The following is a 24,068-nucleotide window of genomic DNA, read 5'->3' on the forward strand; positions in this document are numbered from 1 at the left end:
TTATTAATAATTGTTATCTCCCAAGTGTGTTAATAACGTGTTCCAGCATTTCATTTATTACATTGATATATCTTGAAGAAGCATTATAAGCATGTTGATATTTTATTAAATTGGTTAATTCTTCATCGGAGGATACCCCTGAAACCTGTTGTCGCTGGTTATCAATATTGCCTGTCAAAGTTGCCTGATTATCACTGATACCCTTTAACTGTTCTCCCCTTGTAGCAAGATCTCCGATAAAGGCCGTATAATAATCCTTAAAGGTACTCTTCGTCAGGGAATTGGGTGATAAGGTAGCAAAGGGTGTTTTCCATATGGAAGCCAATGCTTCCGCAGCCTTTACATCCACTTCTCCGGTACGTGCATTGGAGCTTAATGGTATTAATGAGTAGTTGCTCTTTATGTTTTTGTTGATTTCAATTTGACTTAAGGTAAACAGGGAATACGTATCCGAAGGATCTTCTTCATTATAAACCATAGTATCTGCCGGGAGCCCATAAGTTGCCGCTTCCGCTGCGGTTATAGGTCTATACCGGTCTACCGTCTTGCGATTGAATAATCCCTCTCCCATGGTATAGTTAGGATCCATTCCAACCGGTGCCTTATCCTTATCTAAAACCGTTATGCTTGTTCCACTCAAGGGATCTGTCACTGTCTTATTGGGACTTAATACATCATTGATCGCCGTTACCACTCCGTGAATTAACTGATCAAACTGTGCTTGTACCGTCATGATGACTGAGGTATTAATGTTGGTGTTATAGTCCTCAGGAGACCTGAGCATATCGGTGTAATTCGCGGTACCGTTACCTCTGGATACCAGTAAGCCTTTTAAGGAACCTATGTCTGTATTATCCTGGGTTGAAGTCGGTCTGTCCAGATTAAATACATCCGTGTCATTATAACCTGGCCATACCGGTTTTAGTAAAGGAGAGGAATCACTGACCTTGGCAGTACCCATCTTGTAAGTACCCGTTTCAGAAACTAACTGTACGCCTTCTGCACTGACGGTAACGACGCCATTCGGTTTTTCTTTATAGGTTATGCTGATGATTTGTCCCAATTCGTCAAGGAGGTTATTTCTTTCATCCCTTAAATCATTGGCATGTTCTACACCATTGCATTCATTTGCACTAATTTCACCATTTAATGTATTAATTCGGTCCGCAATGTCATTGATACGGTCTACCTTATCTGTAATTTGTTTATTAAGGTTTACCTGGTATTCTTTTAATTGATTCTGTATAATCCCGGCTCGTTCCAGGAAGGACTGTGCATTCTGCACTAAGGAAGCACGGGCTTCAATCTGACCCGGGGTTTTTGATAATTCCTGTAGGGAAGTCCATAAATCGTTCAGTGAATTCTGAAATGCAACCCCTTCTGTCTCTCCAAGCATACCTTCAACTTCTTCTACGGCTTGGTACTGTACCTCATAAAACCCTTGCCTTCCGGTTTCCTGACGATATGCTTTATCTAAAAACATATCCCTTACCTGTCTTACCGTAGCAATATCGGTACCTAAGCCGGTCTGAAGACTGGATAAATGGGTTACGCCCCATTTTATATAGGTACTGTCCTGCTGTAGTACCTGCTGCCTTACATAACCCGGCGAATTTACATTCGCCAAATTATGTGCCGTCGTATTAAGGGAATTCTGACTGGCACCAAGACCGGATACTCCTATATACAAACTGCTCATTAAACTCATAGAATTTCACCTGCCTTAACTTTTCTCTCATTACTACTGCTTTGCATCAAACATCCCTGTTTGCAAAGAGGGCATATCAAATTGTGAAGCGCCCTTATTGTAGCTTAGATTCCCCGGTGACATCCTTGTACTCTGAATAAAATTCATATTGAATTCTATCATCTCTAGGGATTGCTGTATTAACGATTTGTTATGATTGTTGATTTCAACAAGTCTTTGAATTGTATTTTTTAGATTATCATGAATTTCGGAAAGTTGTTTCTGTTCTTTCGGTTGTTTCTCCAGAATCTGGATAACTGTCCGGATATGGATTGTCCCTGGATCCTTATTTACTACTGTGCCGATATTAATGACTACCTCATCCCGTTTCCGTTCCAAAGCATTAATCGCTTCTATCATTGCCTGTTCCCGTTCGGTTATATCCTGCAAAGTTATCAGGTCATTGCTTACGATTACCTCTGTCTTATTTTCTGCAATAGGAATCAATTTTTTATAAATCTCATATTCCTGCTGCAGCGTATCAATTAATTCTTCAATTAAGCTTGCCACAGAAAAACAACCCTCTTTTCCTTAGAATTAAGCTTTCGCTTTCCGTTCTATATCAATTTTTCGAAATAGCTTTCCGTTATCTTATCAGCCACTTCTTCCATACTGATATTATAGTTGCCTGATTCTAATCGTTTTTTGATTTCATTCACTTTATCCGCTCTGATATCCTGCGTTGCTGATACTGCCTGCTTGGCTACCTGATAATCCTTAGCTGTTCTGGATATTTCAAGCTGGTCCGCAGCAGAAGTTCCCTGAACTTTTGATGTCTTCGTTACCGCACTGGTCTGATACACTTGTGAAATTTTGTTATATGCATCGATACGCATTATTTCCACCACCTGTCTTACTTTTCATTTAACTTATATTTTATTTATCGGATGTTTTGCACTTTATATTATAGCCAGTTAGAGCTTTTTTAAAAAAGTTATGGTAATTTTTTACTGCGTCCTTTAGGCTTCAGGAGGTAAGTTTCTTTTCTGTCAGATAATGTTTTCTGGTAAATTTTATTATATGTTTTCTTACTATTAAATGGTTATTTGTCTGTTTATTTACCTAATGTATTTCTAAAACTTATGCCATTTTTTCTGCGCTTTCATCTGATTCGTTTATCGGTTCATTTGCATGTATTTTTATCGTTGTTTTAAATTTTAATTGTGTTTTTATTTGTATTTTTTTGTGTTTTTATTTGTGATTATCCATATCCTTTTCTACCTTTTTATATAATTCCCAGATCACACAGTAAAAGGACTGCTGCTAAATTTCACAACAGTCCTTCCATCACTCGGTTTTCTCAAGCTATAAGCTAGTCTGGTACACTTTTATATTATAGCTTTATATTGGTTAATACATCACTAAAATCAAAGGTAGCAAAATAATCTTTCGGTTCTTCCGCCCGGCGTATTAACTGGACAGATCCGTCTTCTTTTAACAGTAACTCGGCAGATTTTAATTTGCCGTTATAATTATAACCCATTGCAAAACCATGGGCACCGGTATCATGGACTACCAACAAATCTCCTAAATCGATTTTAGGAAGCATACGGTCTATGGCAAATTTATCGTTATTCTCGCAAAGAGAACCGGTTATGTCATATTTATGGTCACAGGGTTCATTTTCTTTGCCCATTACGGTAATATGGTGGTAGGCACCATACATGGCCGGTCTCATAAGATTAACGGCGCAGGCATCCAGACCAATATATTCCTTATATATATGTTTTTCATGAAGGGCTGTTGTCACTAGATGTCCATAAGGTGCAAGCATATAGCGGCCAAGCTCGGTATAGATTTCTACATCCCCCATACCGGCAGGGACTAAAACTTCTTCAAAGGCTTGTCTGACTCCTTCTCCGATTTCCATAATATCGTTAGAGGGTTCATCGGGCTTGTAAGGGATTCCGATACCACCGGATAAATTAATGAATTTTATATGAGCACCGGTTTTTTCCTTTAACTCTACCGCCAGCTCAAATAATATTTTAGCCAGAACGGGATAATACTCATTGGTAACTGTATTGCTGGCTAAAAAGGAATGAATACCAAATTGTTTCGCACCCAGCTTTATTAACTTTTTATAGCCTTCAATCATCTGGTCTTTAGTAAAACCATATTTGGCATCACCGGGGTTATCCATAATATTATTACTAATCTTAAATAACCCTCCCGGATTAAACCTGCAGCAGATTGTCTCAGGTATTCCAATATTCTTATCCAGAAAATCGATGTGAGTAAAATCATCGAGATTGATTATTGCGTTTAATTCCTTGGCTTTGATAAATTCTTCCACGGGAGTTGCATTGGAAGAAAACATAATATCTCCCCCCGTAATGCCAAGGGCTTCGGAAAGCATGAGTTCCGTTAAGGAGGAACAGTCCGTTCCGCAGCCTTCTTCATTTAATATCTTAATAATATACGGATTAGGGGTAGCCTTTACTGCAAAATATTCTCTGAATCCTTTATTCCAGGAAAAAGCTTCTTTTAATTTTCTTGCATTTTCTCTTATTCCTTTTTCATCATAAATATGAAATGGGGTGGGATACTTGGCGGTTATCTCCTTTAATTGCTCCAGTGTTACAAAGGGTTTCTTCATCTTTGGCTCCAATCTGCCTATCTGACAGGCGTAAACGATACTGTAATAACGGCAAAAGCTGTATTGGGATTTCCCAGGGTGTTATCTTATATTAAAAAGAATGAAGGTCTGTATCACACCTTCATTGGCTTTCGTATATTTATACATTTTAATTTCTTAGAAATCACTATAATATATATTTAAAAGCTTGTCAATTGCTTTTCTTACCTAATTTATGTTGATGATAATTATTATTGAATACATTCTGCTTTATACAGAATACCAATGCATATAAGAAAGACTTATTATCCATAATCATCTGCCTACTGCCGGATTGTTTATATCATTATTACTGATGCATCTTTTTTTCGTTTTACACTAGTAATAAAATCCTGAATATTTGTTAATTCATGGTTAAACAACATACCGCCATGAACCGAATCGGCATGATGGGCATCTGAGCCTCCGGTCACCGGTTTATCCTGCTGTTTTGCGTATTCTATAGCTTTTTGATTATATAATGGGTTTGTATGGCTTGCATTTATGGTTTCAATCCCGTCTTCATATTCCGGATACAGTCTTATTTTAGAAATATAGTCTGCCTGACGGAACGGATGGGCATGAACCAGAAATCCGCCGTCCCCATGTATCCTGTCATAGTGTTCCCCAATATCCCACTTTAAAATCTCAGGATGGTTAAGAAGCCAGTCCTTGTCTAATCCATATACTAAAAAATCCATTCCTTGAAAACTTTCTTCCCATCCAAAGAATACGGAAAGGTTACACTTTTTCCCTTCTGCATAAGCATGTTCGAAGCCTAGACAAAATCGCTCCACTCTTTCTTTCCAGGGTAAACTTCTGGGTACCGTGGTATTACCATTAAAAAAGTGATCTGTAATAATGATTCCGTCATATCCTAATTTCTTATATAGTTTTACCTGTCCGGCTCCGCTTATGGACGCACAGGCACTGGTTTCAGAGGTATGTACATGAGTATCATATTTATACATTTAAGTCGTCTTCTTTCTGTATTTATAGTCCTTGCTGTATTTGTTTAATTTCTTTTGTATTTCATTCTTTATGTATTTGTTCTTTTTTATTTCCTTCTTTTTTATTTCCTTCTTTTTTATTTCCTTCTTTTGTATTTGCTACTTTGCATATAATGTACCCATAACGGAGAACACGTTTTTAGTAGAGACCTATTTATAAGTCATTCTTACTAAATAGATACTTAGTTATAGTTACTTACTCCATATTTATTGGTCAGAAAATTACAAGTACTTTTCGTATTCTTTTACTATTCCTTTTACTAGTTTTTAACTAGTACATTAACTATTCCTTTTACTTAAAAATCAGTTTAACATAAACCCTTTCTTAATTCAATCCATAGGTATCTATTGATCGTATCAATGCTAATGGCAAACCCTGAAGGGATATAATTCAAAGACATTAATCGTATTCTGGGCGGTTTGCTGTTCTATTAGTTTGGTTATGTCGTTCATGACAGTTAAACTTGGTGATCTTCGCTGTTCTCGCAGTTCATCAAGTTTTATGAAACATGAGGGTTCCTATGTGGGTAAATAGTCCTTGTCCCTTAAAATGGCGTATTATAAGGCATTTTCTGTCATTTCGGCGAACATATGATTGTTCAAAAAACTGGATTTTCCCCTATAGATATGTTACAATAACTCTAATTGCTTAAATTAATACAGTTATTTAGGAAAGGATTCGAAGAATGGAACAATATACAGGAAGTCAAATTGTAGTTTTGGAAGGTTTGGAGGCTGTCAGAAAACGTCCGGGTATGTACATAGGCAGCACCGGTTCAAGAGGACTTCACCATCTAATCTGGGAAATCATAGATAATGCCATTGATGAACATCTTGCTGGTTTTTGTACGCAGATTAATATCATTCTGCAAAAAGACGGAGGTATCACGATTCAGGATAACGGAAGAGGTGTTCCTGTAGATATCCATCCGACAAAACATATACCAACTGCCCGGGTAGTCTATACTATCCTACATGCCGGCGGTAAATTCGGGGGTTCCGTATACAAAGTATCCGGTGGTCTCCACGGCGTTGGTGCTTCTGTTGTGAATGCGCTGTCAAGCCGTATGATTGTTGAAATCAAGCGCGAAGGCAAGGTATACCGGGATGAGTACCGTGAGGGTGGACATCCTGTAACTGAATTAGAGGACGGCTATCTTCCCGTTGTTGGAAAATGCAACAAAAGTGATACCGGAACCAAGGTTACTTTTTATCCCGATGAAACCATTTTTGAAACCACGGAGTTTAAAGCCGATACCATTAAGAAGAAATTAAAAGAAATCGCCTTTTTAAATAAAAATTTATTAATCTGCTTTACCGATTCCAATACCGGAGAGGAAGTATCCTATCAGGAAGAATTCGGTATTAAAAGTTTTGTTTCTTATTTAAACCGTGAAGCTACTCCCCTTCATGAAGAGCCAGTTTATGTGGTAGGCACCAGCGGAGAGATTGAAGTCGAAGTTGCCCTGCAGTATGTCGATACTTACTCCGAACAGATTAATGCGTACTGTAACCGAATTAATGTAGTAGACGGCGGAACCTTAGTTACCGGTTTTAAAACCGCCCTCACCAGAGTAATGAATCAATATGCCAGAGAACTAGGCATATTAAAGGATAAAGACGAGAACTTTGACGGCAAAGATATCCGTAACGGTTTGGTTGCAATTATATCCATAAAACACCCTGATCCCCAGTTTGAAGGACAAACTAAGACAAAGCTTGGGAATACGGATGCTAAAAGTGCTGTGGATGAAGTATTTGCAGCGGAAGTAGTACGTTATTTTGATAAAAATGTGGAAGTATTAAAAGGAATTCTAGACAACTCCATGAAGTCCTATACCGCTAGAAGGGCCGGGGACAAAGCCCGTACTGCGGTTATGAAACAGTTATCCGATGTAGATACCAGAAGCAAGCTTGCCTCCTGTTCCTCCAAAAAACCTGAGGAATGCGAGGTGTATATCGTGGAGGGTGATTCCGCCGGCGGGACGGTTAAAACTGCCAGGAACCGCAGGACTCAGGCAGTTCTTCCTCTTAGGGGCAAGATTCTAAATGTAGAAAAATCTTCTCTGGAAAAGATATTGGTGAATAACGAAATCAAATCCATGATTGCCTCCTTTGGCTGCGGTATCGGAGATGATTTTGACATTAATAAGCTCCGTTTTGGTAAAATAATTATTTTAACCGATGCCGACGTTGACGGTGCCCATATCAGTACTCTTTTAATGACCTTCTTCTATCGCTTCATGCCGGAACTCATATTAGAAGGCAAGGTTTTCCGCGGTCTTCCGCCTCTTTATAAAGTAGAATATGAAACTACAGTAAAGGGCAAAAAGAAAAAACAGTCCGAATACTTATTCAATGATTTTGAACTGGAAAAATTTCGTAAGAAGACAGAAAATAAGATAATAAATCTCCAGCGTTATAAAGGTCTAGGGGAAATGGATGCCAATCAGTTATGGGAAACCACCTTAAATCCGGAGACCCGAATACTAGCCCAGATTACCATAAGTGATACCGTAGAAGCAGATGAAATTACAACTACCTTAATGAGCAGTAATGTTCCGCCAAGAAAAAATTTCATTTTGGAAGAAGCACGATATGCTAAACTGGATATTTAAAGGAGAACGTTATGAGTAAAAATACAGAGAATATTATACAGTTGGATTTTTCGGAAGAAATGAAAAATTCTTATAGAGATTATGCGATGAGTGTTATTATGGCAAGAGCCCTTCCGGATGTCCGGGATGGTTTAAAGCCGGTACAGCGCCGTATTTTATATGCTATGAGTGAGCTTGGTCTGGACCCAAAAAAACCGCATAGGAAAAGTGCCCGTATCGTCGGTGATACCATGGGTAAATTCCATCCTCATGGGGACAGTTCTATTTATGAAGCTTTAGTTAGAATGACAGAGGATTACTCCTTGTCCATTCCTTTAGTAGACGGTCACGGCAACTTCGGTTCTATTGACGGAGACGGAGCGGCCGCCATGCGTTATACGGAAGCCCGTTTATCAGACGGCGCCATGACCATGCTTGATCATCTGGAAAAAGGACTGGTTGAATTTATTCCTAACTTTGATGACAGCGAAAAGGAACCCACGGTACTTCCCGCCATGATTCCCAATCTGCTCATTAACGGCACTACCGGAATCGCCGTAGGTATGGCAACCAACATACCGCCCCACAACCCTGTGGAAGTAATTGACGGTGCCATTGCTTATCTCGATAATCCTGAGATTACCATAGAAAAATTAATGAAATATATCCCTGCTCCGGATTTCCCTACCGGCGGCTCTATTATCAATCAAAGTGATATCAGACAGATTTATGAATCCGGAGAAGGTAAAATCCGTATCCGTTCCAAGGTTGAAATTGAAACGGGAGAAAATGGCCGTAAAAATATTGTTATCACCGAGATTCCCTATACCATAGCCGGCAACAAGACGAAACTGGTAGAAAGCCTGGTTTCTATGATGAAGGACAAGGTATTTGATGAAATCTTTGATGTCAGGGATGAGTCCTCCAAAGAAGGAATCCGTATCGTGGTGGAGGTCAAAAAAGACAGGGATATCGAAAACCTGCTGAACGGTTTATATAAAAAGACTCCTTTGGAAGATACTTATGGCGTTAATCTTCTGGCAGTAAAAGATCAGCAGCCTATCGTATTTAATTTAAAAAGTATTCTGGAGGAATTTATCCGCTTTCAGGAAGAACTCTATACCAAAGAATTTAAGCATTTGCTGGAAAAAGCAGAAGCACGTCTGGAAATCGTAGACGGTTTAATCCGTGCTACCGATGTAATCGACCTGATTATTGAAATCCTTCGGGGCAGCTCCTCCATTAAACAAGCTAAAACCTGCTTAACTAATGGCGATACTACCGATATTAAGTTTAAGACAGCAAAATCTGAAAAAGAAGCTTCTAAACTAAAATTTACAGAACGACAGGCGGAAGCCATACTGTCAATGCCTTTAAGCAAATTAATCGGTTTGGAAATACTCAAACTACACGAAGAGAATGAATCCCTGCAAGGTAACATATCGGAATACAAAATGATTCTAGGCGATGTGAATGAACTTTATAAAGTCATTAAAAATCGTTTGAAAGAATATAAAAAGGCATTTAACATACCACGAAGAACCCAGCTTGATAATGTAGAAGTGAATGCCGGATATGTGGAGGAAGTTAAGATTGAAGATATCTATATCTTAATTGACCGGTTCGGCTACACCAAGTCCTTAGATGCCTCTAGCTTCTCCCGTGTGTCGGAGGAGAATCTAAAAGAATTCTCCCACATAATCCTGATGAAAAATACGGACAAGTTATGTTTGTTTACCGCAGAAGGCAATATGTATCAGGTGAAAGCATCCGCCATTCCAAAATGCAAGATAAAAGATAAAGGCGCACTGATTCATACCCTGTGTAAAGTTGACAAGGAAACCATAATGATGTATACGTCCTTTGAGCAGTTGTTTGAAGCCCAGTTAGTCTTCTCTACTAAGGCCGGCTATATCAAACAAGTATCCGGTGTTGAGTTTGAAACCAACCGCTCTATGATTGCAGCCACAAAATTAGAAGATGGTGACCAGTTGGTAAGTATTATTATGTTAAGCGCAGGAGAAATCTTATCAGGGGATAGGAAGGTAATCATCCTGACCGAAAAAGGCTTATCTCTTGGATTCTCATTGGAAGAAATCAGCGAAATGAAGAAAACCGGACGTGGTGTAAAATCCATCGACCTGGAAAAAAATGATACCGTTGCCTTTACTACGATTGTGAAATCAATGGAGGATACCTTTGTTTATAACGGAAAAGAACTAAGCGTTAAGAAAGTACGAAACCGTAAACGGGGGCAAAAGGGACAGAAGGCGCAGTTATAGATTATTCTAGTTGATTTGTGCAGATTATATAAGGATTCGTTGTCAGTCAAAAGGTATCCTATCCTCTAGTTTATATATAACATTGATACTATTCAAACCTTGGAAATGTCCTTTTAAAACTTTATTTATTATTATTTAACCGATAACTGGTTTGTTGCTTTCCTAATATAAGAGAATACAACAAACCAGTTATTTTTTATGTGTTTCACTATTATTAACTCACTACTTAAAAGCTTGCATGAAGATCTGCCAGCATTGTATTGCAAAGCCAAAACAGGCTTGAAGGTAAACTTTCTGGTAGCTATGCCCAATTGACAAGAAACCTGTAGTTTCCTTTACAAAATTAACAAGCGATACCAATCCTTGAATAACGAAGCACCATTTTGCTAATACGCTTACCGCTTATCTGCTGCCCTTATCATAAGGAATACCCTCTGCTCTTGGAGCCTGTGAATTTCTAGAGGAGAATGCAAGGATAACCAAGGTAGCAATATAGGGAATCATTTTATAAACTTCATTGGATATCGGCAGTTCTTTTAAAAATGGAATTCCGGAGTACGCAGAGGCAAAGGTCTTCATAATCCCAAAGAAAAATGCTGCTACAATAATCCGCTTGGTTCTCCACTGTCCGAAGATTAAAACCGCCAGTGCAAGGAATCCATAACCTGCAACGCTGGCATTAAAGTTTGTAGAGGTGGGTACAATAAACACCAATCCGCCAATCCCGCCTAACACACCTGAGATAATCACTCCGGCATAACGGATTTTGTATACATTAATGCCAACGGAATCTGCTGCCTGAGGATGTTCCCCACAGGCACGAAGTCTTAACCCAAACCTGGTATGGTTAATTACTACTCCGGATAAAATAGCAATACCAATTCCTAAGTAAGTGGTTATATAGCTGTTTTGGAATAAGAGTGGACCAATTACCGGTATATCTCCTAACCCGGGGACTTTTGCTATATGAAAGGTATCTTTAAAAGGAATCTGCTGCAAACCCTGTACCATTCTCGCAACGAAGATTGCAAAGGCTGGTGCAAAAAGATTTAAGGCAGTACCACTGATGGTCTGATCTGCTTTTAAATTAATAGAAGCAAACGCGTGGAGCAAAGAGAAAACTGCTCCGGATAATCCGGCAATCACAACTGCCAGAAGCAATAAAATCTGTCCGCTCATACGGTTTTCAAAGATATGGATAAAAGCGATACTGATAAATCCGCCGATAACCATAATCCCTTCCAAGGCAATGTTAACGACTCCGCTTCGTTCCGAAAACATTCCCCCAAGTGCAACAATTAACAGAGGAATTGCAAAAAACATGGTCTGCTGTACGATAAAATATAAGACATTCATCAGCCTTCCTCCTTTCCTTCTTTTGCTGTTCTACGGGTAAATCTGCCGATAATACTCTTAAAGAGCAGGGCAAAGGCACCACAGTAAATGATTGCAGAGATGATGATATCAATAACTTCCGGTACGAAATTATATAACTGGGTGTTACTTCCCCCCACCGTTATATGTCCGATAAATAATCCGGCAAATAAGATACCAATGGGATTGGACATACCAAGGAGCGCAACCGAAATACCGTTAAAGCCCTGAGGGGCTAATATATCTAATACCTGAAGATACTTTCCAGAACCGGCAAGGTATAATAAGCCGCCGCCAAGACCAGAAAGTGCTCCTGCTATTGTCATGGATAATACAATATTTCGTTTTGCATTAATACCCGCATATTTACTTGCACTGGGGCTTTGACCGCAGGCTTTTAATTCATAGCCGAATATGGTTTTATTCAGAACAATATATACAACAATTACCATAAGGACGGCTATAAAAATGCTAATATTCATATTCGATGAATGAAATAATTTATCCAGCCCCGCCTTTGGAATGATAGCTGTCTTGGCAACTGCTACGGACTGATTCTTAATTGGGTCAAATACATACTTCACAATTAGTATATTAACCAGATACATGCCAATATAGTTCATCATAATGGAAGTGATAACTTCATTTACATTAGAGATTGCTTTTAAAAGTCCCGGTACCATCCCCCAAAGTGCGCCGGCAATGGCAGCAACGATAAGAGCAACGATCCAGTGAATTCCAGCCGGAAGAAAGGTCCACTTTACTCCCACATAGATAGCCCAGAAAGCACCAAAGGTAAATTGACCTGAGGAACCGATATTAAATAAGCCGGTTTTAAAGGCAAAACCTACAGAAAGACCGGTAAGTATAATGGGATTTGCTAAATATAAAACCTGTCCGACTCCTTCCAGACCATCGGTAAAACCACCAGCTAAAATCATCCCGAAGGCCGGCAAGGCCTGCTTTGCGTTACTTAATAACAAAATCAGCAGACCAAAGAGCAGACCGGCTGCTATAGCCATGATGGAAGCAAAAAAGCTTTTACTGCCTTTATTGTTTAAAAAATTATGCTTCTGTTTCATGCTTTTACACTCCTTTTTGAGCCGGACATATAAAGTCCTAATTCCTGAACGGTCACATTCTTGGGATCAAGGTCTGCAACGATTTCGCCTTCATAAATTACCAGTATACGGTCACTGACCTCCATTACCTCATCAAGTTCTAAGGATACCAATAGTACTGCTTTCCCATTATCCCTCTGATTAATTAACTGACGGTGAATATATTCCGTAGCTCCGATATCCAGTCCTCTGGTAGGCTGTACTGCAATAACAATATCCGGGTCACGGTCCAGTTCCCTTGCTATGATAACTTTCTGCTGATTACCGCCGGACATATCCCTGACAATGGATTCTTCGCCCTGACCGCTTCTAATATCATATTGATTGATTAGTTTTTTTGCATATTCCCGTACGGCATTAAAACGTATTATACCCTTATTCTGGAATCTGGGTTCAAAATAAGTCTGTAGCACAAGATTCTCCTGGAGGCTGTAGTCCAGCACCAGTCCGTGCTTATGGCGGTCCTCCGGTATATGGGCCATGCCGTCTATGGACTTTTTACGTATGGATTCCCTGGTAATGTCTTTTCCATTTAGCAGAACCTGACCGGATTGGATAGACATCAGACCAGTTATTCCATAAACAAGCTCCGACTGACCATTGCCATCAATACCTGCAATACATACAATTTCACCTTTTTTCACCTCAAAGGATACCTGATTGACGATATTCTTATGAGAGGTTTTAGAAACCACGGTAAGGTCTTTGACTGAAAGGGTTACATCGCCGGTGTTAAGTTCTGGTTTATCCAGATGGAAGTTTACCTTTCGTCCAACCATCATCTCAGACATCTCTTCTTTGGTAGTGGTCTCTACCTCAATCGTACCAATGTAGTGGCCTTTTCTAAGGACAGTACAACGGTTCGCTACCGCTTTAATTTCATTTAATTTATGAGAAATGAAAATAATAGACTTGCCTTCGTCTACTAAATTTTTCATAATTTTCATTAATTCATCGATTTCCTGTGGCGTCAGTACCGCGGTAGGTTCGTCAAAGATTAATATATCATTATCGCAATACAGCATCTTTAGAATTTCTACCCTTTGCTGCATACCTACCGTTATATCAGAAATATAAGCATCTGGATCAATTTTTAATTTATAGTGGTCACTTAATTCCACAACTTTTTTTCTGGCTTCCTCCATCTTAAGGAAACCGCCCTTTACAGTTTCCCTGCCAAGCACAATGCTTTCCAGTATTGTAAAATTATGCACCAATTTAAAATGCTGGTGTACCATACCGATGTTTAAGTTATTGGCATCATTGGGATTATTTATTTTGACCGGTTTGCCGTTAATCTTAATTTCGCCCCGCTCAGCCTGGTACAGACCAAACAAAACACTCATTAATGTAGACTTTCCTGCACCGTTCTCCCCCAATAGTGCATGAATCTCTCCTTTTTTAACACATAAGGTAACATCGTCCAGAGCCTTAAAATTCCCAAACTCTTTCGTGATATGGTTCATTTCAATAACATATTCCATCGCAGTCCTCCTAAGCATCCTTTTAAAAATGAGGGTACTGTTTATAGCACCCTCATTGTATTCCATTATGCTTTTATAACTTTAATTACCAAATTTCCTTACTGAACAACGTTAACTTTAACCTTGTCAGCCGGAACGCCACTTGCATCTTTTGCTACGCTATCATTTCCAATGGTGATTTCTTTATTAACGATTTTAGCATAAATGGCATCATAATCTGTTTTTGTAAATTTTGTAAACTTAGAAGAATCCATTGGAAGTTCCACACCTTCGGTGCTTGCATTTAAAGAAACTGAAGTTCCGCCCGGGAATTTATTGTCATAGAAACTAGTAAGGGCATCGCTTACGGACTTACTTAAGTTCTTCATTGAGGAAGTAATAACCGTATCGGATTCAGAAGACTGGTCTACGTCAACACCGATAACTTTCTTACCTGCTGTTTCAGCTGCTTTCATAACAGAGTTACCAACTGCACCGCCGCAGGCAAAGATAACTTCGGTTCCTTCGTTATACCAGGCTGCTGCTTTTGCCTGATTATCAGGAGTTGCATCAAAATTACCTACATAAGTATACTGAACTTGTACTGCATCATCAGCTAAAGCTAATTCTTTTGCTGCATAATCTGCTCCCTGGATAAAACCATATCCATAACGAACAACTGCAGGAACAGCAATACCACCCATAAAGCCTAATTTGGTAAAGCCTTCTTTAACAATTGCATAACCTGCAAGGAAGCCGGCTTCTTCTTCTGAATAGAAGATAGAGTAGGAGTTCTTTGCAATGTCAGGTGCACTGCCTTCTTCTGCAGCATGAGGTACACCATCTAAAATAACAAAACTAACATCCGGATATTTCGTTTGTGCAGTATGAACCGGAACTTCAAATAGGAATCCCGGGCATACTATAATCTTTGCACCTGCTTTTATAGCAAGGTCAATGGATTGCAGGTAAGCGTCATCGGATTTTTCTGTAGGTCTGTAATATTTATAAGTTTTATTGTTTGCTTTTGCATATGCTTCAACACCTTCCCAGGCACCTTGGTTGAAGGATTTATCATCAATGGTACCGATATCGGTAATTAAAGCGATTTCATATTTGCCGGAGCCGTCTCCGCCATTATTTGCTACGGTATCCTTAGTATTTTCATTGGTAGCTGTGTTGTTACCGTTATCACCTGTATTGGTTTTCGATCCGCATCCAGCTAAGGACACCACTAAAACTGCTGTTAATAACACACTTAATAACTTTTTCGATAATTTCATTTAAGTTCCTCCCATTCAATAATTTATTCGTTGCAATAATTTGCAAAGTCTCCCGATTGCATGTCCAGGTCTATTATTATTTTGCCCCGGATATCTAGTTATCACTCTCCTTATTTTTATTTTCTATACAAAGCAAACCGTTTCCCGTTTGAATGTTAAGCAATTTCCAGTGCTATTTTCATCATATTGTGAAAACTATTCTGTCTTTCCTCTGCTGTAGTTGCTTCTCCGGTTACTAAAGAATCAGAAATCGTACAAATAGCCAAAGCGTTCTTTCCTGCTCTTGCTGCGTTCATGTAAAGGGCTGCTGCTTCCATTTCAACACATAGTATTCCCATCTTTGCCCACTTCATGGTACCTTGGGAATCATCATAGAATGTATCGGAGGATAAGAAATTACCCGCTTTATAATGAATTCCCATCTGTTCCGTTACTTCAATTGCCTTTTTCAGAAGATCAAAGGAAGCAATTGGTGCAAAAGTTCCAGGCAGTTCAAACTGAGATCCATAAGCTGAATTGGTGCAGGCACCCATGGCAAATGCAACATCTCTGACTTTTAGGTCTGCATGAAGGGAACCTGCAGTTCCGATACGGATAATATTATCGACCTCATAGAAGTTAAATAATTCATAGGAGTAAATTCCGATGGAGGGCATTCCCATACCACTCGCCATAACGGATACTGTTTTGCCGTTATACTTACCGGTATATCCGTTAATTCCCCTTACTGAATTCACTAGTACTGCGTCTTCCAAATAATTATCAGCTACAAATTTAGCTCTTAATGGATCTCCCGGCATTAATACGGTCTTGGCAAATTCTCCTGCTTTCGCGGATATGTGTGGTGTTGGTATACTCATTGTAATCCTCCTGATGTGGTATTTATTTTGTTTTCTGTACATATTACTTAATAAAGATTAAAACATGCTTTTAATCTTGCTTACTTAATATTAATTGCTTACTTAATATATATGCTCACATAGTTTATTTGCTTATATAATATACTTTTCACATAATTTATTACTTTACATAATTTATTTGCTTATATACTTGCTCACATAATTTATTGCTTACTTAATTTATTTGCTTACATAATCTTGCTTACATAACTTTATTGCTCACATAATATGCTTTAGAAACTTTTATTTGATAAAAGTTTCTTTTAAGACTTATTATTTACTTTCTTCATAATGCATTTCTTCTATATTACATTCCTTCTATAATACTTCTATTAATTCTTTGCTTCGTTTCATTACATTAATAGTCTTTAGCAAGCTTCCCTTTAACCAAGTTAACAGCTGAACTGGTTCCGATTCTTGCACAGCCTTCTTGTATAAAGGCTTCCAGGTCTTCTACGCTTTTCACACCACCGGCGGCTTTTATCTTTACTCTGGGACCAATATTGGCTTTAAATAAGATGATATCCTCTAAGGTGGCACCGCCTGTACCAAAACCGGTTGAAGTTTTGATAAAATCAGCACCTGCATTGGTAACTGCATGGCACATTGCAACCTTTTCCTCATGAGTAAGATAGCAGGTTTCAATAATGACTTTTAGGATCTTATTCCCTACGATCTTTTTTAAAAATGCAATTTCATCTTCTACTTTTTTGTAATCCCCATTCTTAACATCCGTCAGATTAATCACCATGTCAATTTCGTTGGCTCCGTCCTTTAGCGCCTGCTCACACTCTGCAGCTTTCGCTGCTGTGGTACTGTATCCTAAGGGAAAGCCTATAACGGTACAGATATTAATGGCATCGCCATATTTATCGTGGATTCTTTTTATATAGCAAGGCGGTATGCAGACCGAGGCCGTGTGATATTCCAGGGCTTCTTCACATAAGATTTGGATATCTTCCCAGGAGGAAACCGCTTTTAGCAGGGTATGGTCAACATATTGCAGCATTTCTAATTCATTCATATTTGTTATCCTTTCAGTTATCATACTATCAGGTAAATTGTAATATCGTATCAATTGATCTTTTAGGTTAATATTAATTTCATATCTTCTAAATGAATAAAATCTCATTCAAATCGGTAAATTCAAATATCTTGCCATAGTATGTGCGATACAGCATATTTATTACATTGAAAATATAAATTCTTGTAAATCACCTATTAAATATACTATCACTTTTCATTATTTCGGTCAACAGATTTTTGTTTTACTTTTCACATTTTACATGTTTGTATTGTCACATTTTATCATAATTTATGCTTTTTTGTTACAATACTAAAAATACAAGATAATTATTGAATAATTATAAAGAAAATGTTATAATACTAACATATGAGCAGAATCATTTTGTTATTTCCAATTAGATCAGGGAGTACAAGATGAGGAAACAGGAGAAAATATGAGCAAAAAGGCAGACCGAATGAATCGTTTAATCGATATTATCAAATCCAAAAATGGTGCATCCGTTAAGGAACTTGCTTCCATTCTTGAGGTATCCGAGATGACAATCCGAAGGGATCTAATTGTATTGGAACAAAATAATATTGTTAATAATGTATATGGCGCTGCTATCTATAATCCTGCCTATAAGCAGGAGCAAACCGATTCCTCTTACGAGCTGTCCCATGCAAAAATCACTCAGGATTTAGAAAAGAGTAAAATCGGTGCTTTTGCCGCTTCTCTCATTACCCCTGGTGACATTGTGGTTATTGATACGGGCTCCACTACAGAAATGCTTGCAGAAAATATAGGTGACAGCCTGGAAGCGACTATTTTGTGTTTTAATGCTAACATTTTAAACTCATTACGGGAAAAAGAGAATCTGTCCCTTATATTCTCCGGCGGCAGATACCATCCTAAAACCCAGATGGTTGAAAGTGCAGAAGGAATCGCTCTGATTCAAAGTATGCGGTTTACCAAAGCCTTTATCTCCGCAGCCGGTATGCACCATAACCTGGGGGTTACCTGTGTTTATCATTATGAGATTCCAACCAAAAAAGCGATTATGCAATCCTCTGTAGAAAAGATACTCCTTTTAGATTCCAGTAAGTTTGACCAGGTCAAACCGGCTTATTTTGCGAATCTGGAGGATTTTGATGTTATTATTACGGATGTTTCCATACCAGAAGAGTGGAAAAAAGAGATTGAAGACCTGAAGATAAAGCTCTATATTGTGTCATAAGGAAGATTTCATGTTGAGATGATTTGAATCTTGTATGATTTTGTCTGGCTAAATTGGATTTAGTTGATTTTGGGCCTGGTTAATTTAGTCTGATTGATTTGATGTCTTCTTGATTTATGATTTGCATTAGCTTTCGTATAGATATAAAAAAGAGCAGCTATGTCCACCCTGGTTAAAGTAACGGACCGTTGCTGCTCGAATTATTAAATTGATACCCTTTTGTATTAGTATAATAACTAATCACATAGTTTCATAATAATTATATGTTATTACGCAATAGACAACAAGTTTATTACTCTGCTTTATCTTTCTCTAAATTGTTTAAATATTCATCGAATTCTGTTTCACTTTCATCATAAAAAACATCAATAGAAGGTAAATTAAGTGCAAAGAACAAACCTAATAAGGTCTTAGCATCAAAGTCAAAGGTTCCGCTGGCTGTTTTAATTCTTACATCTGTTTTGCATTTTGAGGCCTCTTTGTTAAAATCATAGAGATCATTAGCGGTTTTAAATATTATTGTTTTGCTCTTCATATTATCACCCCTTGCATATCACAAGTTTACTTGCGATACAGCCACAATTAAAACAGGTTAAAAGATTCGCTTCGTGGCATCCTTTCTATTCTTATATTTTCTTTTAACCTAACTGTCAGGACAATGGCGGAAGTAGTTTTTTCTTCATGCCTTTGAATCCTATTTTGCTTATAAAATAACTATACCTTAATTTTCTGTTTATAGCAATTAGTACCATGTACATATTTAACAAATTTGCAGTGTTGCTTTTGGAAGTATTGCACAGCTTTTATGTACTGATATTTTAATCTGCCTATCGTAGTATGATGGAAAGATTTCTTGATTTTACCTTGATATATTCGCTTGTTAGCACACTACAATAGTATGTATCCAGTATAATGTCTAGCTAGAAATAAGTCAATAACACTTTTGTTTGTTTTCACTATATTTTCTTATTTTCTCAATAATTTATAGTGAATTATTACAACTTCATACAAGGATTTTTACAGGTCCAGACTTCAAACTATATAGTGCTAAAAAATACTGTACTACAAAGGTTGTATTTGGTTCTAATTGATTACGTCTCTCCCTAAAAGCTTTACGGCCGATAACTGAATTAAAAACAGGACCTGCAAACATCAGCTATCAGATGTTCCAAGTCCTTACTCTATTTCGTATCATAGTATTCGTATTATAGTATTCGTATTATTTCATCAAATGATAAACATACTCCGCTTCCATTGTAACCCGATTAATTTCACAGGCAATTCCCTTCTTAAATACCGGCCATTTCTCCAGATAGCGTTCCGCTTTTTCTTCTAATGCTTCTATCTCAATCTGTACTTTATCCGGAAAATCATAACGTTTCAAGCCGATTTCCCAGGTCTGTCCGGTATAGAACCAGTCATTTACCTGTTCTCCATCAATATAGAGTTTTGCAGTGTCTCCTCCGAACTCAACCTGCAAAAAGCAGTCCGCTGCTCCCACAGGATATTCAAGCGTGAGCTCATACAATTTACTTTTACTGTCTGCTGTTTCCCGGATTAATTTATATCTGGCTGCGGCTAAAAGATGTTTTTCACAGCTTTCATATACTGCAAAACTGTCTTCTTCTCCAATATACCGGTAACCAGAAGGGGCAGATGGCAATGCCGGATATGCTCTTAGCGGTTCATTATTACGGCTTAGGATTATATAACCATCTTCCGATTCTATGACTTCTCCTTCGGTCAGCAGAAGGTATTCCTTATCCAGGGATATTTTCCAGGCGTTTAGAGCATCCTTCCTGGTTAAAGTAAGCACCTCGGCCTTATCAGGCTTTTTCACCCAGTCATAGGCAGGTTTTGTATCCGTGTAAAAAACATAGCTTTCTTTCTCAGGGTTATGCAGTATACACAAAGGAGTTGCCATAGCCGTCCTTAGTTCTCCATCCCCTACCGGCATATAAAACGGCAGAAAGAAAAAGTCTCCATTCTTTATATCACGTATCGGATAGCTTAAGATGCCTTCACCGGTATCTGCTTTTAGTACTAGGTCCTTATGCTCTGCCATCTCGTATCTTCTCTGATAATTGTTCACAAACAGATAACCGCTTTTTCCATTTCTTCGCACAGAAGTCCTTAAATCTTTTAAGTTTGTCTGATATAAGGGATTGCTTTTAGGTATATAGGTATCCATTTCACATAAGGAATTTCCAAAGTCCTTACTAAACATGGCGAGCAGCTTGATTTCCTTTAAAGTTCCAGACATCTGTCCATATTCTCTTATAGGGGCTGCAAAATCATAGCTGAATACCGGAAGGTCATTGGGATATCCGGTTTCTCTGGATTCTTGCAGTGTAGTTAATTTGCCCCCAGGATTCGTACCGCCATGATACATATAATAACCCAGAAGATTAACACCACAGCCTAGTTTAACCATGGACATAGCCCCAATATCCTTAGGATAGGCTACTGGTCTTCTATGATGGGTAACCTGCAAGCCTCCCCCTAATTCTGCTGTCAGAAATGGAAACTTTGAAATATCAAAGGTGATACCGGTGCCAAATCCATAATCACTGCCAATATTGTGGTCGTTTCTTTCCGTGGTAAATACATAGTTTCCACTGGGTTCTATTTCTGTGAGCCTTTGATCCCAGGGCGCTTCGCAGTATCCGCCCATTACTGGAAGTAAACCTCCCGTAACTGCTCCGCCCCAGCCGGTTGCCGTATAGTAAGGCACTATAAAACCTGCTTCTTTTGCTAACGCAGTGAGGCGTTTTAAGTGTTCTTCTCCTGCCTCGCCCTGCAGTCCGCCGCAATGCCCATACTCATTTTCTATTTGTATTCCGATAATTGGACCATTATCCTTAAAAAGAAGACCTTTTACCTGCTCAGCTAATTTATTATAATAGCGACTTACTTCCAAAAAGTAATCTTCATGATTGGTTCGGGGTTCAAAGGATTTCTTAAAAAGCCAATCCGGCAATCCCCCATTTCTGGCCTCTCCATGACACCAGGGTCCGATTCTTAAGAACAAGGTAAGTCCAGTCTCTTTGACCGTTTCTACAAATGCTCTCAAATCCCTCTGTCCGGTAAAATCATATTCACCTTCTACTTCTTCATGATGAAGCCAGAACGCATAAGTCGATACCGTTTCTACGCCCCCGGCTTTCATTTTATAAAGGGATTCCTTCCAATACTTTCTTGGATAACGGCTGTAATGAAATTCACCCATGATCGGTAACCAGGGGTTACCATCCTTTGTCATATACTTAGCGGTAAATCCATACTCTGTTCTGCTCATTTTAGCACCCATTGCATAACACAGCTGCTAGCAGATGTGTTACTGCCACATATAAAAAGGTTGAAAGAAGCATTGTGGCATCCTTTCTGTAGTCATATTTTCTTTCAACCGTCCCGTAATAATGCCGCAGAAGTGACATTTTAAACAATATAGGATGAAGTTCGTAGTTCTTCCGTTTGTATATGTTTTTTCTTCACACTCATCCTTTGTACCTACCAGTATATTGCTGTTTTCGCAACAACATGAGTATGTAGGCAAAATATCATAATAGAATTTAAGGATATTAATTTGGGTATTTTAAGTATTAAGCAGCTCAATTGTGAACTGCTTTGTTCACACGTCGCGGCACAACTACCAGACCGACGTAAGGATGTAGGAAAATACTGTATAACTCAAGGCCGTGTCTTAATTCTGTTTCAGGAATCTAAATCTTCTTATTTTAGCAAATACCGGAGGAGATACCATGGTAACTCCCAGTTTGACACTGTCCTTTTCTATCACAACATCTGGAAGTTCATAGGTTACCCAGCTTTCATCCGTTGGGAATATCACCAGTTCCTTATAATTCTGATTTCTTTCCCCGGCATACAATCTCACATCTACACCTGTCGTATTGGTTCCTCTGTATTCTACAGACAGACAATACCTTCCAGGCTCCAGACCCTTCACCTGTTTTTCCAGCTTCCAGGTAAAATTAACCGGGCTTTCTACATAGATATAATTAACAGGCGGTGCTGGAAAAGGTTCTTCAAATTCTTGTAATAATTCTGTCTTAACCCGGTTATCCAGACTTTGTATCTCCCAGCCCCTAAGTCCGTCTTCAAAGGCTGCATTATCTAAATAATTATGACTGGTTTCAAACTCGTCTACCACCAGTACCTCTGCTTCTACCGTTCTGCCGATTGAGGGAATACTGCCTGTAATCTTAAACGTCCCTGCCCTTTCTGGTAAGAATGCTTCCCAACAAACATTTATTTCCTTACTTTCACCGTCAAAGTACAGCACCTTGATGTACTCCGGTAATCTGACTGCTTCACCAAGCTTTTGAATGATTTTCTCCGGCTCGTATAGTTTCGCAATTTCCCTGGGTTTAAAGTCCTCTCTGACAAACCGAAAGCAAGAGAGGGCAGGCAAGGCTGCTGCCTTTTCATTAAATACTCCCATATTACTCCACCAGCCGCCTTTCCCTTCAAGGGGAAGTACCACCGGTTCCCAATAATATATGCCAAGCCCCATGTTATTATCCAGTGAGGCTGTTATATTCATCACCAAATCAAGCACTTGTTTCTGTCCTCTGGGACTTGCAGAGAACCCCGCAATTTTCTCCTGCTGTTCACCTATGAAACCATCTCCTGCATTTCGCCAGGCATGGGCTGTTTCTGCCACCACAACTGGTTTTTTATAGCGTTTTACTAAGTTTACAAGAGAATTCTTAAGATCCATAAAGCTTCCATGCCAGAAAGGATAATAAGACACACCTATAATGTCAAATTCCTCAAGACCGGCCGCTAAACACGCGTCAAACCACTCCCTCAGATAATAATATCTGCCTCCCTGATCCAAATGAATCACTATTTTCATATCTTTGTCTATCTCTCGGACTGCCTGTATTCCGGAATTCACTAATAAAACCAGCTGACGGTAATTTGGTACTTCCCCTTCTGGAAATAACATACCGCTTCTGATTTCATTTCCAATCTGAACCAGCTCCGGCAGTACCCCTTCTTTCTTCATAATAAGGAGTACATCTCTGGTATAGTCATATACTGCCTGTTCCAGTTCCTCAAATTCAAGCTTTTCCCAGGCTTTTGGTTTCACCTGCTTACCAGGATCTGCCCACCAGTCTGAATAATGGAAGTCCAGAAAAAAGCTCATACCATTTTGTTTTATCTGCTTCGCCATTGCAATGGTCTGTTCCAGATTGCAATAACCACCGGATTCTGCAACATTTTCCGGTTCATGAAAGAGGCGCAGCCGAATCGAATTCACTCCATTTTCTTTTAACAATTCCCATATTTCTTTCTTATTTCCGTCTGCATCATAAAACTCTGGCAAGAGTTTATTTAGCTCCGGTAAAAATGAAATATCCATGCCTTTTATAAAATCCATGATAAACCCCTCCAGGTAGTAGTAA

Annotated in this window: 17 protein-coding genes; 3 read left to right on the forward strand and 14 right to left on the reverse strand. The window is 38.7% G+C overall.

Annotated elements, in window-relative coordinates; genetic code table 11:
• Positions 1-13: 13 nt before the first annotated feature.
• From flgK to QA584_RS24900, 5 genes are all read right to left on the reverse strand, one after another.
• The gene (gene flgK / locus QA584_RS24880) at positions 14-1,708 is read right to left on the reverse strand and encodes a flagellar hook-associated protein FlgK (RefSeq protein WP_278271798.1); all 1,695 of its coding nucleotides are present in this window, start codon (positions 1,706-1,708) and stop codon (positions 14-16) included.
• Between the two features lie 33 nt (positions 1,709-1,741).
• Positions 1,742-2,257, reverse strand: coding sequence for a flagellar protein FlgN (locus QA584_RS24885; protein ID WP_278271799.1), 516 nt, complete (start codon positions 2,255-2,257; stop codon positions 1,742-1,744).
• 47 nt (positions 2,258-2,304) lie between these two features.
• Positions 2,305-2,583, reverse strand: coding sequence for a flagellar biosynthesis anti-sigma factor FlgM (gene flgM / locus QA584_RS24890; protein ID WP_278271800.1), 279 nt, complete (start codon positions 2,581-2,583; stop codon positions 2,305-2,307).
• 497 nt (positions 2,584-3,080) lie between these two features.
• Positions 3,081-4,346, reverse strand: coding sequence for a diaminopimelate decarboxylase (locus QA584_RS24895; protein WP_278271801.1), 1,266 nt, complete (start codon positions 4,344-4,346; stop codon positions 3,081-3,083).
• Positions 4,347-4,663: 317 nt separating this feature from the next.
• Positions 4,664-5,335 (reverse strand): PHP domain-containing protein, encoded by a 672-nt coding sequence (locus tag QA584_RS24900; protein ID WP_278271802.1) that lies wholly within the window; start codon positions 5,333-5,335, stop codon positions 4,664-4,666.
• Positions 5,336-6,060: 725 nt separating this feature from the next.
• On the opposite strand from QA584_RS24900, the gene QA584_RS24905 reads away from it, so the two are divergent.
• Together QA584_RS24905 and QA584_RS24910 are read left to right on the forward strand one after the other, a co-directional pair.
• The gene (locus QA584_RS24905) at positions 6,061-7,992 is read left to right on the forward strand and encodes a DNA gyrase/topoisomerase IV subunit B (protein WP_278271803.1); all 1,932 of its coding nucleotides are present in this window, start codon (positions 6,061-6,063) and stop codon (positions 7,990-7,992) included.
• Between the two features lie 11 nt (positions 7,993-8,003).
• Positions 8,004-10,253, forward strand: coding sequence for a DNA gyrase/topoisomerase IV subunit A (locus tag QA584_RS24910; RefSeq protein WP_278271804.1), 2,250 nt, complete (start codon positions 8,004-8,006; stop codon positions 10,251-10,253).
• A 402-nt stretch (positions 10,254-10,655) separates the two neighbouring features.
• Here the strand turns inward: QA584_RS24910 and QA584_RS24915 are convergent, their stop codons facing one another.
• The 6 genes from QA584_RS24915 to deoC all read right to left on the reverse strand — a co-directional run bounded on the left by QA584_RS24915 (position 10,656) and on the right by deoC (position 17,417).
• Positions 10,656-11,609: an ABC transporter permease gene (locus QA584_RS24915; protein WP_278271805.1), complete on the reverse strand. Its 954-nt coding sequence runs from the start codon at positions 11,607-11,609 to the stop codon at positions 10,656-10,658.
• On the reverse strand, positions 11,609-12,709 hold the full coding sequence (locus tag QA584_RS24920) for an ABC transporter permease (protein ID WP_278271806.1): 1,101 nt from the start codon (positions 12,707-12,709) through the stop codon (positions 11,609-11,611). The genes QA584_RS24915 and QA584_RS24920 overlap by 1 nt, the downstream gene beginning before the upstream one ends.
• Positions 12,706-14,232: an ABC transporter ATP-binding protein gene (locus tag QA584_RS24925; RefSeq protein WP_278271807.1), complete on the reverse strand. Its 1,527-nt coding sequence runs from the start codon at positions 14,230-14,232 to the stop codon at positions 12,706-12,708. Before QA584_RS24925 ends, QA584_RS24920 begins: the two co-directional genes overlap by 4 nt.
• 98 nt (positions 14,233-14,330) lie before the next feature.
• Complete coding sequence (locus tag QA584_RS24930; RefSeq protein ID WP_278271808.1) at positions 14,331-15,494, reverse strand: BMP family lipoprotein; 1,164 nt, start codon at positions 15,492-15,494, stop codon at positions 14,331-14,333.
• A gap of 155 nt (positions 15,495-15,649) precedes the next feature.
• Entirely contained in the window at positions 15,650-16,354 is a 705-nt protein-coding gene (gene deoD, locus QA584_RS24935) for a purine-nucleoside phosphorylase (RefSeq protein ID WP_278271809.1), read from the reverse strand.
• Between the two features lie 397 nt (positions 16,355-16,751).
• Entirely contained in the window at positions 16,752-17,417 is a 666-nt protein-coding gene (gene deoC / locus QA584_RS24940) for a deoxyribose-phosphate aldolase (RefSeq protein WP_278271810.1), read from the reverse strand.
• A gap of 436 nt (positions 17,418-17,853) precedes the next feature.
• On the opposite strand from deoC, the gene QA584_RS24945 reads away from it, so the two are divergent.
• Complete coding sequence (locus tag QA584_RS24945; RefSeq protein ID WP_278271811.1) at positions 17,854-18,636, forward strand: DeoR/GlpR family DNA-binding transcription regulator; 783 nt, start codon at positions 17,854-17,856, stop codon at positions 18,634-18,636.
• 292 nt (positions 18,637-18,928) lie between these two features.
• Here QA584_RS24945 and QA584_RS24950 read toward each other — a convergent pair whose 3' ends face one another.
• From QA584_RS24950 to QA584_RS24960, 3 genes are all read right to left on the reverse strand, one after another.
• Positions 18,929-19,171, reverse strand: coding sequence for a hypothetical protein (locus QA584_RS24950; RefSeq protein ID WP_278271812.1), 243 nt, complete (start codon positions 19,169-19,171; stop codon positions 18,929-18,931).
• A gap of 684 nt (positions 19,172-19,855) precedes the next feature.
• Entirely contained in the window at positions 19,856-21,934 is a 2,079-nt protein-coding gene (locus tag QA584_RS24955; RefSeq protein WP_278271813.1) for a beta-galactosidase, read from the reverse strand.
• A gap of 405 nt (positions 21,935-22,339) precedes the next feature.
• Entirely contained in the window at positions 22,340-24,043 is a 1,704-nt protein-coding gene (locus QA584_RS24960) for a glycosyl hydrolase 53 family protein (protein ID WP_278271814.1), read from the reverse strand.
• Between the last annotated feature and the right edge of the window lie 25 nt (positions 24,044-24,068).

The sequence above is a fragment of the Anaerocolumna sp. AGMB13025 genome (assembly GCF_029689925.1).
Lineage (GTDB): Bacteria > Bacillota > Clostridia > Lachnospirales > Lachnospiraceae > Anaerocolumna.